This window comes from Paenarthrobacter sp. TE3676 (assembly GCF_056279165.1).
In genome coordinates this window covers 1-12,950 of sequence record NZ_JBWBQU010000002.1, presented here as the reverse complement: position 1 = coordinate 12,950, position 12,950 = coordinate 1, and the positions used below count along the sequence as shown (strand labels likewise).

Sequence of the window (12,950 nt, the reverse complement as noted above, 5' to 3'; positions counted from 1 at the left end):
TCGAGGGGAGCCCACCGGATGAACCGCAACCGCAACAAGCTGGTGGCCTTCGCGGGACTGGTAATCGCCGTCGTCGTGCTGGTGGTCGCCATGGTCGGCGGCGGCTCACTGACGACACAAAGCACGACGCCGACACCTGGCTCCGCGGCAGCGTCACCAGCGGTTGCCAATCCGGCAGCTACTAGCCCGGCTGTCGCCAACCCTTCCACGCTGCCCACCATCAATGCTTCGCAGTTGCCCGAGGAAGCGCGCCAAACCCTTGCCCTGATTGCGAAGGGCGGCCCGTACCCTTACGACCGTGACGGCGTGAACTTCGGCAACTTCGAGGGTTTGCTGCCCAAGAAGTCCGGCGGTTTCTACAAGGAATACACCGTGCCCACGCCGGGAGAGTCTGACAGGGGTGCCCGCCGGATCATCGTGGGCAAGGACTCCGCCAAGTACTACACCCCTGACCACTACGAGTCGTTCATGTTTATCGTCGAAGGCAAATAGAGGAGCCCATGAAAATCTACTCCGCGGACACCTGGACCCTCGAAGAACTGCAAGAGCAGATCTCCGACGCCGGCCGCCGCACACTTCTGGTCCCGCCGGCAACCACAAAGCAGGCAGTCCTGGAGGTCTTCGGCCAGGTCCTCGACTTTCCCGAGTACTACGGCGTGAACCTCGACGCCCTGAACGATTCCCTGCACGACTACGCGGATGCCCTCTCGGAGGATGATGGCAGCCCCGTCACCATGATCTGGCAGGTCCCCGCGGCCTACCGTACGGACCGGTCCTTCGGCGTCGTCTGCGAAATCCTCCAAGACGCAGAGCGCTACGCCGGACGAGACCTGGCAGTCATCGCGGTCTTCGAGAATTAGTCGGTCCAGCGGGCGCTAACTTCACCGGCGTCCTACCCGTGTGGGCAGGCGCCCTAAGAGGCAACTTCCTTGGCTGGTATTACGGACAGCTGAGATGTAATCAGCGTTGGTTCCCACATGAGCTATGACTACCGCCGAAACCCGCTAAGCGGCGCATGCAACTCAATCGTGATGCGAAACATTGAACATTTCTATAATTATTGCGATTATTTCAAAAGTTTGAAATTGAAGTTTCCAGTGCAAGGCTGGCCCAGTGAACTAATGCATATTATCAACGAAGTGCGTCGTTTCATGCGGGCCTGCACTGGAGTACTTTATCCATTTTGACTTGTATCATTCGAAGCAAATTAACGATGTGGCTACAAACTCTGAGACCGGATTCCCAAGGGCAACTACTGTGGGGAGAATCAAGAAATGATGTTCTCTTCCATCCGTCCTCTTCGAGTTCAAGGCTTCCTTCGGGCACCAGTTGCCGCGTTGAGTGTGCTGATGATTGCCGCGGCATTGTCAGGATGCAATTCCTCCTCCCAAGGGCGGCCCCCGTGTCTCCCCCCTGATTTTTCCGTTACTCCCTCGCCCACAAGAATCGGCGAAGAGGTCACCGTGAAGGCACAAGATGCGAGATGCGATCCCCGCTACGGAAAGAACGCCCGAATTCTGATAACAATTAAAGATTCATCCGGACGCAAAGTCCTTGACGCTTTGGCGCCAATGAATGACGCTGGTGGATTTACTTATACTTTTAGGGTTCCACCCGAGACTGCGCCAGGGGAAGCCGCCGTCGTGGCTTTCCCATTCGACATCGACTGGTGCGACGACACAGGCAAGAACAGACGTGCAGGACAGGTAGTCTCCGCTAGTCAGCATGCAAGTTGTACGCCTCCGACGCAGACGATCACGATCGCTATATAAGCCCCTTAGGTTCCCTCTGGGGTCTTGTCCTTGTTGTGGCCGGACCTCTGAACGCGAAAAACCTCCGCAGCGCGCCACGGACGAGGCCCTCTTCGTTGGACAACAACCTTCACCGGCCCGTTTCTGTGGGATGGCCGTGTCCGGCTGTCTTCAACGGTCACGATCAACGGGGCTGATTCCTGCTGGAGCGCTTTCACGCTGACCCAGCAGACGGCTAGGAGTGGGACTTTTCAAAGTGCGATACATCGAACGGTGGTCCCAGAACAGATTGTCAAGCACGGCTTTCTCGGCTTCATGTCACGCCAGTTGTTAGCATCCCGGTCGGGATCAAGGCTGCGAATCGCCACGATTGAAGCCGACGGTAATCAGGAAGTACGTGGAGCCAAGCTCCGACGTCGCTGGCCCGCTGTTCCGTTGTTGGGCAACAACGGAACAGCGGGCCAGGAACGTCCGGGCGGACATCGGCTTAGGCGTTCGCGATCAATCCCAGCTCAGCTTTGGAAGCCAGCGCAGAGTGCTTCGGGAACACGCGGACGGTATAGCCGAAGGACCCTGAGCGGTTGATCACCAGGGAGCCGCTGAACAGGTGGCGTCCGCCGCCGAGGTCTTCCAAAGAGTCCAGTTCGGCCACCACGATGTCCTCGAGCTCGTCGGTGTCTTCCGCGCGGCCGAAGGCCACTTCCACGGAGACGTCGTCCGGGGTGAGGTTGTTGAGGGCCACGTAGGCGTTGACTTGGAGTGAGTCGCCTACCTGGGGTTCCTCGGAGACGCCTACGGAGTCAACGTGTTCCACCACAACTTCTGGCCAGGCGTTCCGAACCTTGGTGGTCCAGGCCGCGAGTTCCTTGGCTTCCTTGAAGGACTCGGCAACAGCCCTGCGCCCGGATACAGCGGCCGGGCAGTAGAGGTTGTTGACGTAGTCGTGGAGCATGCGTTCGGCCGAGACTGCAGGGCCAAGGTTAGCCAGCGTGTGCTTGATCATGGACACCCAGTGCGTGGGCACGGTTTCACGGCTGGATTCGGACGGTCCTGCTGCTCCGGCGCCTTGGGCAACGGTGGTGCCGTAGAAGCGCGGCGCCACCTGGGTTTCCAGCAGCTCGTAGAGTGCTGATGCCTCGATGTCGTCGCGCTCCTCGGAGGATGCGTTGTTGTTGGCTGTGGGGATCGCCCAGCCGTTTTCGCCGTCGTACATTTCGTCCCACCAGCCGTCCAGGACGGAGAGGTTGAGCGAACCGTTGATGGCGGCCTTCATGCCGGAGGTGCCGCAGGCTTCCAGCGGCCGGAGGGGGTTATTGAGCCAGACGTCGCAGCCGGGGAACAGCGTCCTCGCCATGGCGATGTCGTAGTTGGGCAGGAACACGATCCTGTGCCGAACCTGGGGGTCGTCCGTGAACCTGACCAGGTCCTGGATCATCTTCTTGCCGGCGTCGTCTGCGGGGTGGGACTTGCCCGCGATGACCAGCTGGATGGGGTGTTTGGGGTCCAGCAGCAAGGCCTTCAAACGGGCAGGGTCGCGCAGCATGAGGGTGAGCCGCTTGTAGGTGGGCACACGCCGCGCGAATCCGATGGTGAGGACGTCGGGGTCCAGTACGGAGTCGGTCCAGCCGAGTTCGGCATCGGCAGCGCCGCGCTTCTTCCAGGAGGCCCGGAGCCGGCGTCGAACGTCTTCTATGAGTTGTGCGCGGAGCTCCCGGCGGAGGGCCCAGACGTCTTCGTCGCTGACGTTGTACGCGAGGTCCCAGCGTCCCAGGGCTTCGGCTTCCGCGCCGAACTGGTTTCGCGCCAGGGAGGAGATGCGGGGGTCCACCCACGTGGGCACGTGGACGCCGTTGGTAACGGAGGTGATGGGGATTTCGGAGTGGTCGAATCCCGGCCAGAGACCGGCGAACATTTCGCGGGAGACCACACCGTGCAGCTTGGCCACACCGTTGGCACGCTGTGCCAGCCGAAGGCCCATGACTGCCATGTTGAACACGGACGGGTTGCCGCCGTCGAAGTTTTCACGGCCGAGGTCCAGGATGCGGTCCGTGGGCACAGCGGGCGCGAGGCCGGCTTCGAAGAAGTGCTTGATCTGCACGGTCTCGAAGCGGTCGATGCCGGCGGGTACGGGCGTGTGCGTCGTGAAGACAGTGGACGCGCGGCCGGCGGCGAGGGCCTCGTCCCAGCTGAGGGGCGAGTTGGCGTCGGACATGGCTTCCTGGATGCGTTCGATCCCCAGGAAGCCTGCGTGGCCTTCGTTGGTGTGGAACACTTCCGGAGCAGGTGTGCCGGTGAGTTCCTGGTAGACGCGCAGCGCCTTGACGCCGCCCATGCCCAGGAGGAGTTCCTGCTGGAGCCGGTGGTCGCCGCCGCCGCCGTACAGGCGGTCGGTGATGCCACGCGCGGCTTCGTCGTTGGAGGGGACGTTCGAGTCCAGCAGCAGCAGCGGAACGCGTCCGACGTCGGCACGCCACACGTGTGCGTGAAGCTCGCGGCCGTTGGGCAGCGGGAGGGAAATGTGGACCGGCTTGCCTTGGGCGCCATCCTTGGCCGGGTGGCGCAGCAGCGTCAGCGGCAGGCCGTCAGGGTCCAGCACAGGGTAGGTTTCCTGCTGCCAGGCGTCGCGGGAGAGCGATTGCTTGAAGTATCCGGCCTGGTACAGAAGCCCGACGCCGATCAGCGGCACACCGAGGTCGGAGGCGGCTTTGAGGTGGTCGCCGGCGAGGATGCCGAGGCCCCCGGAATATTGTGGGAGTACTTCGGTGATGCCGAATTCGGGCGAGAAGTACGCGATGCAAGCTGGAGCGTCTTCGCCGAGGCCTTGGTACCAGCGCGGTTCGCTGAGGTATCGGTCCAGGTCGGCTGCGGCGTGCTGCACGCGCTCCACAACCTCGCCGTCATTGGCCAGGTCCTGTAACTGCTCGCGGCTGATCGACCCCAGCAGGGCTATGGGGTCGTGCTGCGATGCCTCCCAGAGAGCCGGGTTAAGGCTCGCAAAAAGTTCCCGTGTGGGCCGGTGCCAGGACCAGCGCAAGTTGGTTGCCAGACGGGCCAGGGGCCTGATGGGCTCGGGGAGGACGGTACGGACTGTAAACCTTCGAATAGCCTTCACGAGCGCCACACTAACGGACTCACATGGCAGCCGGAACTGGATTGGGTTTCTTTTAGGTAAAAGTCATCTTGCGTCGAGGAGATAGGTCGTGTGCTTAGCATTCTGTGATTTTTGTCGCTAACGTCGTGGTTGTGACGAAAACCGCGCGAACCATCACCGCTCTGAAATCCAAGACGACTACGGACATCACCGAGGGACTTCGCTTCGGCCGGTTCCCCATCACGGCCGTGCAGCCGGTGGTTGAGGGTGGCCGTTTCCCGGCGAAGGCCTTGCCAGGCGAGGACCTGGTTGTTGGCGCCACGGTCTTCCGTGAAGGCCATGACCAGCTCGGCGTCTCCGCTGTGCTGCTCGATCCCAAGGGCAAGGAGCGTCAGCGAGTCCGCCTGACCCCGGCCCAAGGCGAGCAATGGAAGGGCCTGGACCGATGGGAAGGCCTGATCACCCCCACCGGCACCGGCGCCTGGTCCTTCGTCATTGAGGCCTGGCATGACCGGTATGGCACTTGGCATCACAACGCCGAGGTCAAGGTAGGGGCCGGCATTGACGTCGAGTTGATGCTCGCCGAAGGCGCTGCCCTCCTCGCGGAAGCCGCCGACGACGCCGGGCGCAGCGCCGTGGAGAAGCGCACCTTGCGTGCCGCTTCCGTCGTGCTGGCCGACACCACCAAGACTGCCGAGGAGCGCCTTGGCGCCGGTTTCAGCCCCGAGGTGCTGGCCGCCGTCGGACGCGTTCCGATCCGCGAACTGGTGACCGTTTCCGAACGTTTCCCGCTGCAAGTGGAACGCGACCTCGCGGGCCGCGGTTCCTGGTACGAGTTCTTCCCCCGCTCAGAGGGCGCCGTCCTGGACCACTCCACTGGCGTGTGGACCTCCGGCAACTTCCGCACGGCAGCCAACAGGCTCGACGCCGTCGCGGAGATGGGCTTCGACATCATCTACCTGCCGCCCATCCACCCGATCGGTTACCAGCACCGCAAGGGGCGCAACAACACGCTGACGCCGGGGCCGCAGGATCCGGGTTCGCCGTGGGCCATCGGTTCCAAGGACGGCGGACATGACGCCATCCATCCGGAACTGGGTACGTTTGAGGACTTTGATGCGTTCGTGGCGCGCGCCAACGAGCTGGGACTCGAAGTTGCCCTGGACCTGGCGTTGCAGGCAGCTCCGGACCACCCTTGGGTGACGTCCAACCCTGAATGGTTCACCACGCGCGTTGACGGTTCCATCGCCTACGCAGAGAACCCGCCGAAGAAGTACCAGGACATTTATCCCCTGAACTTCGACAATGACCCGGCCGGCCTTTCCAAGGAAATCCTGCGGATTGTCCAACTGTGGATCAGCCACGGCGTCAAGGTGTTCCGCGTGGACAATCCCCACACCAAGCCTGTGTGGTTCTGGGAATGGCTGATCGGCAAGATCAACAAGAAGAACCCCGAGGTTGTCTTCCTGGCGGAGGCCTTCACACGCCCGCCGATGATGCATGCTTTGGGCCGCGCAGGATTCCAGCAGTCCTACACTTACTTCACGTGGCGGAACACCAAGACCGAGCTGGAGGAGTACTTCCACGAGGTCAGCCACGAAACAGCGGCGTTCTTCCGGCCGAACTTCTTCGTGAACACTCCGGACATCCTCACCGAGTACCTGCAGTACGGTGGTCCGGCCGCGTTCCGCATCCGGGCCGTATTGGCTGCTACGGCAAGCCCGTTGTGGGGCGTCTACGCCGGTTATGAGTTGTACGAACACGTGGCCCGTCCGGGCGCCGAGGAGTACATCGACAACGAGAAGTACGAGTACAAGGCAAGGGACTGGGAGGGTGCGGCTGAGTCAGGGCGAACCTTGGCGCCGTACATCACCAGGCTTAACACCATTCGCAAGAACCACCTGGCCTTGGGCGATCTGCAGAACCTGACGCTGCACAGCAGCACCGATGACGCCACGATTGTGTACTCCAAGCACAAAACGCTCCCGGACGGCACCAAGGACACTTTGATCATCGTGGTCAACGTGGATCCTCACAGCACCCGTGAAAGCACGGTGTCCCTGAACTTGGAAGCCCTGCAACTGGCCCCCTCGGACTTCAACGAGGACGGCCGGTTCCGGGTGGACGACTTGATCAGCGGCGAGAGCTGGGAATGGGGCGAGCACAACTACGTCCGCCTGGATGCCCACGTTGAGCCGGCACACGTACTTAGCATCCGGAGGCAGCCTTAGTGAGTTTTTCTCCGCAGAACCCCAGCCAGTACTTCACTCCGAAGAACACCTTCGAGTTGAACGCCCCAGGTCTCCAGCACGATCCGCACTGGTACCGCAAGGCAGTCTTCTATGAGGTACTGGTGCGGGCCTTTGCGGATGCCAACGGGGATGGTTCCGGTGACTTCCACGGCCTGATCGAGAAACTGGATTACCTCCAGTGGCTGGGCGTTGACTGCCTGTGGTTGCCGCCGTTCTTCCATTCCCCGTTGCGCGATGGCGGTTATGACATCGCCGACTATACGTCCGTGCTGGACGAGTTCGGCACCATCAGCGATTTCAAGCGCTTGGTTGCCGAGGCCCACGCCCGTGGCGTCCGGGTGATCATCGACCTGCCGTTGAACCACACCTCGGACCAGCACCCCTGGTTCCAGGAGTCGCGCAAAGATCCAACTGGTCCCTACGGTGATTTCTATGTGTGGAGCGATACGGACGAGAAGTACCAGGACGCACGCATCATCTTCGTTGACACCGAAGAGTCCAATTGGACGTTCGATCCCATCCGCCGGCAGTTCTTCTGGCACCGCTTTTTCAGCCACCAGCCAGACTTGAATTTCGAGAACCCCAAGGTGATTGAAGCCCTCTATGACGTGGTCCGTTTCTGGCTGGACCAGGGCATCGATGGCTTCCGCGCGGACGCCATTCCCTACCTGTTCGAAGAAGATGGCACCAACTGCGAGAACCTGCCTGCCACGCACACCTTCCTGCAGGACCTCCGCCGGATGGTGGACTCGAACTACCCCGGCAGGGTGATCATTGCTGAGGCAAACCAACCTCCGCATGAAGTGGTGGAGTACTTCGGCACCGAGGAAGCCCCGGAATGCCATATGGCCTTCCATTTCCCCATCATGCCGCGGCTGTACTATGCCCTGCGGGACCAGAAGGCAGCTCCCATTATTGAGACCCTGCGGAACACCCCGGAGATTCCGAAGGGTGCGCAATGGGGAACCTTCCTGAGGAACCATGACGAACTGACGTTGGAGATGGTGCCCGCTGAAGAGCGCGCCGCCATGCTCGGTTGGTACGCCCCGGATCCCCGGATGCGGGCCAACATAGGCATCCGACGGCGTTTGGCGCCGCTGCTGGATAACTCCCGCTCCGAGATCGAGCTCATCAACGCGTTGCTGCTTTCCTTGCCGGGAAGCCCGTTCCTGTACTACGGGGACGAGATCGGTATGGGCGACAATATCTGGCTCGATGACCGCGATGCCGTCCGCACCCCGATGCAGTGGAACCCCGACCGCAATGCCGGCTTCTCAGGGGCCGACCCGGGCAAGCTTTACCTGCCGGTCATACAGTCGCTGGTTTACAACTACAGCATGGCCAACGTCGAGGCCCAGGCCGCGCACTCCGGTTCGCTGCTGCGCTGGACCCGCCAGATCCTCAGTGTCCGGAAGAACCACCCTGTGTTTGGCTTGGGCGGCTTCCGGCATATTGAGGCAGACCATGAGGTGGTGTTGGCCTACGTCAGGGAATTGCCGGCCGGCAACCCTGAAGGAGAGGACGCGGAGACCATTCTGTGCGTTTTCAACCTCTCCCAGCACCCCGTCGCGGCAACCTTGGACGTGCCTGAGTTTGCAGGCCGCGGCCTGCGCGATATTTTCGGCGGCCAGCCTTTCCCGGCCGTCGGCGACAACGGTCACTTGACCGTGATGCTGGGGAGCCACAGCTTCTATTGGCTGCGGGTCCGCTCGGCATTTTCGAATCCCTCGTCGCCTTTTACCCAGGCGATTCCCGTGGTGACCTCCAAAGGATGAGATGAGCAAGGAAAACTTGAACCCCTCCATTGAAGGACTTCTCCGGAGCTGGCTGCCAGGCAAGCGCTGGTTCCCGGTCAAGAGCCCCGACTTTGCGCTGGAGCAGGTGGGCGCTTTCAGGCTGCCGGCTACCGGCGGAGATACCGGGCTGGAAGTTGTGCTGCTGGCGGTGACCCACAGGACAGCCGACGGCGGTTCCCGGACCGACGTCGTCCAGGTTCCGTTGAGTTACCGAAGCAAGCCCCTGGCGGATGCCCCCGCCGCTTTGTTGGGCGAATTTACGGATCCTGACCTAGGGCTACAGCTCGTGTACGACGCCGTCTACGATGCGGACTTTGTTACTGCCTGGCTGGAACTCATGCGAACTGAAGGGAAAGTGGGCGGTGCCCAGGGGCACCTCTCGCGTAGCCGTGTGGCCCTTCCGAAAACACCCCTCGCCGTCAAGGTCCTGTCCGGCGAGCAGTCCAACACATCCGTCATTATTGACGACGGCGACTCCGCAGCGATCGTCAAAATCTTCCGGGTGCTCGCCGCCGGCAAGAATCCCGAAGTGGAACTTGGGGCGGCCCTGACAGCAGCGGGAACCAGTGAGGTTCCCGCGACGCTGGGCTGGGTTACCGGCTCGTGGCACGAGCCGGTGTCGAGCGGTTCCATAGCGGCCACGGGCGAGCTGACTGTCGCCCACGAATTCCTTGCCGGCGGGATGGATGCCTGGCGCCTGGCCGTAGAGGCAGCCGCAGCCGGCAAGGATTTCACGGCAGAAGCCCGCGGTCTGGGCGCTGCTACTGCCACGGTTCACGCCAGGCTCGCAGAAACCTTCGGCACCCAGGACGGACAGGAACAGGGGCCGGACATCATCGCGACTGTAGCGAGGCGTGTCCGCGGCTCCTGGGCGGAAGCCTCGTCCGCCGTCGGGCCTTATGACGAGAACCTCGATGAACTGCTGGCGGCCCTGGATCCACGGGACGTCGGCCAGTTGCAACGCGTCCACGGCGACCTCCATCTGGGACAGATCCTCTTGGTTCCCGGCGCTGAGGGGCAGCCGGGACGATGGGCCATCCTCGACTTCGAAGGCGAGCCGCTCCGGACCATCGATGAACGCAATACTCCCGATTTGCCGCTGCGGGACGTCACGGGCATGCTGCGTTCATTCGATTACGCAGCCGGTGCCGCCACGCGCGAAAACGAAAAAGCGGCCGTCAAAGTGCCTGAAACCTGGGTGGATGACTGCGCTGCCGCGTTCCTTGAGGGTTACAGCGAAGTCACCCCCGGAACCATAGACCGCCGCTCGCCGCTCTTTGTGGCATTGTGGCTGGACAAGGCCTTATACGAGGTTGTTTACGAGTTGCGGAACCGGCCCGACTGGCTGTCGATCCCGGTGAACGCATCGCGACGAATCCTCGACAACACAAGCCGCGGCAAGCATGCGGCAGCTACAGCGGAAGGTAATGACATGACTGGCTCTGCACGCACCGAACGGCCCCGAGTTCCCCTGCACGTGGACTCCGAGACCTTGGAACGCGTGGCCGCCGGCGCTTACCACGCGCCACATTCAGTACTTGGCGCGCACCTGGACGATCATGGCCACGTCACTATCCGTACGGTGAAACACCTGGCAAAGTCCGTGGTTGCAGTGACTGAAGCCGGCCGCACGGAAATGACCCATGAGGCCCACGGCGTCTGGACTGCAGTCCTGGAACCGCTGCAGGCCGGCCACGTGCCGGACTACCGTTTGGAAGTGGTGTACGACGTCGAACCCGTCACCATCGATGACCCGTACCACTACTTGCCTACCGTAGGTGAGGTGGACCTGCACCTGATCGGCGAAGGTCGCCACGAGCGCCTATGGGATGTCCTCGGCGCGCACGTCCAGCACTACCGCTCTGCGTTGAGCGAGGTGGACGGAGTCTCGTTCGCTGTCTGGGCTCCGAACGCCCAAGCCGTGCGTGTGAAGGGCGACTTCAACGGGTGGGATGGCCGCTCCCACGGGATGCGCTCCCTAGGTTCCTCCGGCGTGTGGGAACTCTTCATCCCGGGCGTTGTAGCAGGGGCGTGCTACAAATACGAGATCCTCACCAAGGCCGGCCACTGGGTGGAGAAAGCAGACCCGTTGGCTTTCGGCACGGAGGTCCCGCCGCTGACTGCTTCGCGCGTGGTTGACGCCAGCTACCGGTTCAAGGATGCGGAATGGATGAGTGCCCGTGCCCAGAAGGACCCGCACAACTCGCCCATGAGCGTTTACGAAGTTCACCTGGGCTCCTGGCGGCTTGGCCTTGGCTACAAGGAACTTGCCAAGGAACTCGTGGACTACGTGAAGTGGCTTGGGTTCTCCCACGTTGAGTTCATGCCCGTCGCGGAGCACCCCTTCGGTGGTTCGTGGGGTTACCAGGTGACGTCCTACTTCGCGCCGACCTCACGATTCGGGCACCCGGACGAGTTCCGGTTCCTCGTGGATTCACTGCACCAGGCCGGCATCGGCGTCCTCCTCGACTGGGTGCCTGCACACTTCCCCAAGGACTCCTGGGCGCTCGCCCAGTTCGACGGCCAGCCGCTGTACGAGCACTCAGACCCAGCCTTGGGCGAACACCCCGACTGGGGAACCTTGATCTTCGACTTCGGACGCAGCGAGGTCCGCAACTTCCTGGTGGCCAACGCCCTGTATTGGCTGGAGGAATTCCACATTGACGGCCTACGCGTGGATGCCGTTGCCTCGATGATCTACCTGGACTACTCCCGTGAAGAAGGGCAGTGGAGGCCCAACAAGTTCGGCGGCCGCGAGAACCTCGAAGCTATTTCCTTCATGCAGGAAGTCAACGCCACCGTCTACAAGTCCCACCCAGGCGCCATCATCATCGCCGAGGAATCCACGGCCTTCCCCGGTGTCACGGCGCCCACCAACCACGGCGGGCTGGGCTTCGGCCTCAAATGGAACATGGGCTGGATGCATGACTCGCTCAAGTACATCTCCGAAGACCCCATCAATCGCAAGTGGCACCACGGCACCATCACGTTCTCCATGGTCTACGCCTTCACAGAGAACTTCCTGCTGCCCATCAGCCACGACGAAGTAGTTCACGGTAAGGGCTCCATGCTTCGCAAGATGCCAGGTGACCGCTGGCAGCAGCTGGCAAACCTGCGTGCGTTTTTTGCCTACCAGTGGGCGCACCCGGGCAAGCAACTGATCTTCATGGGTACGGAGTTCGGCCAGGAAGCCGAGTGGTCCGAACAATACGGACTGGATTGGTTCCTTGCCGATATCCCTGCGCACCGTGGACTGCAGCTTCTGGTCAAGGACCTCAACGAGCTCTACACGTCCACGCCGGCGCTTTATCAGCGGGACAACGAAGCCGGCGGGTTCCAGTGGATCAATGGCGCAGATGCCGATCACAACGTTCTGACTTTCATCCGCTGGGATCAGGATGGCAAGCCGCTGGTTTGCGCAGTGAACTTCTCGGGCGGTCCGCACAAGGACTACATCCTCGGAGTGCCGGCAGCAGGGGAGTGGACGGAAGTCCTGAACACGGATTCTGAAACGTACGGCGGCTCGGGAGTTGTCAACGCTGGGGCCTTGAAAGCTTCAACGCCCGGAACTGATGGCCAGCCGGCAGCTTTGACTGTCACGCTTCCCCCGCTTGGGGCTTCCTGGTTCACACCGGCTGAGTAGTTCCTGAGGACAGGGGAGGGCCCGAGGCATTGGCTTCCGGGCCCTCTTCCCTGTGTTTTTTGGGACGTTCCGCCCGTGTTTCCGGGGATTTTGCTTGACGGAGGGAGCGTGTCGCTGCCGGGTTTTGCCATCTCGGGGAAGTAGGGGTATAGTTAGTACCCGCGCTGGTCCCCGAGTGGAGATCGCCACGCAGACAAGATACCGCAAGGAAAAAATCAAGTCATGCTGGCCGATTTGACTCCGAGAGATCCAGCCGGTAACTTTGAAAAGTTGCTCCGGAGCGATCCAGTGAAGACTGGTGGTACGGCTTTGGAATAGTGACCTGTTGTTTGAGAACTCAATAGTGTGCCAAGTTTGTTGATACCGATTGTTTTTCAATTGGTTGAAATTATGGCCGGATCATTATGCACCCCCGTG

6 protein-coding genes are annotated in these 12,950 nt (G+C 61.7%); 5 read left to right on the top strand and 1 reads right to left on the bottom strand.

Going from position 1 to position 12,950, the window contains the following annotated elements; all coding sequences use genetic code 11:
* Window positions 1–18: 18 nt before the first annotated feature.
* Window positions 19–492 carry a guanyl-specific ribonuclease gene (locus ACZ881_RS03915; protein WP_476112691.1) on the top strand — a complete coding sequence of 158 codons (474 nt, stop codon included), beginning with the start codon at window positions 19–21 and terminating at the stop codon, window positions 490–492.
* A gap of 8 nt (window positions 493–500) precedes the next feature.
* The gene (locus ACZ881_RS03910; protein ID WP_309076129.1) at window positions 501–860 is read left to right on the top strand and encodes a barstar family protein; all 360 of its coding nucleotides are present in this window, start codon (window positions 501–503) and stop codon (window positions 858–860) included.
* Window positions 861–2,238: 1,378 nt separating this feature from the next.
* Here the strand turns inward: ACZ881_RS03910 and glgP are convergent.
* Window positions 2,239–4,863 (bottom strand): alpha-glucan family phosphorylase, encoded by a 2,625-nt coding sequence (gene glgP, locus ACZ881_RS03905; RefSeq protein ID WP_476112689.1) that lies wholly within the window; start codon window positions 4,861–4,863, stop codon window positions 2,239–2,241.
* 125 nt (window positions 4,864–4,988) lie between these two features.
* Between glgP and ACZ881_RS03900 the strand changes: the two genes are divergently transcribed.
* From ACZ881_RS03900 to ACZ881_RS03890, 3 genes are read left to right on the top strand one after another with little or no spacing between them, the layout of a single operon-like run.
* Window positions 4,989–7,073, top strand: a complete 2,085-nt coding sequence (locus tag ACZ881_RS03900) for an alpha-1,4-glucan--maltose-1-phosphate maltosyltransferase (protein ID WP_420181122.1) — start codon at window positions 4,989–4,991, stop codon at window positions 7,071–7,073.
* Complete coding sequence (treS, locus tag ACZ881_RS03895) at window positions 7,073–8,869, top strand: maltose alpha-D-glucosyltransferase (RefSeq protein ID WP_178993423.1); 1,797 nt, start codon at window positions 7,073–7,075, stop codon at window positions 8,867–8,869. Before ACZ881_RS03900 ends, treS begins: the two co-directional genes overlap by 1 nt.
* Window position 8,870: 1 nt before the next feature.
* Window positions 8,871–12,533, top strand: coding sequence for a 1,4-alpha-glucan branching enzyme (locus ACZ881_RS03890; RefSeq protein WP_476112687.1), 3,663 nt, complete (start codon window positions 8,871–8,873; stop codon window positions 12,531–12,533).
* Window positions 12,534–12,950: the final 417 nt, after the last annotated feature.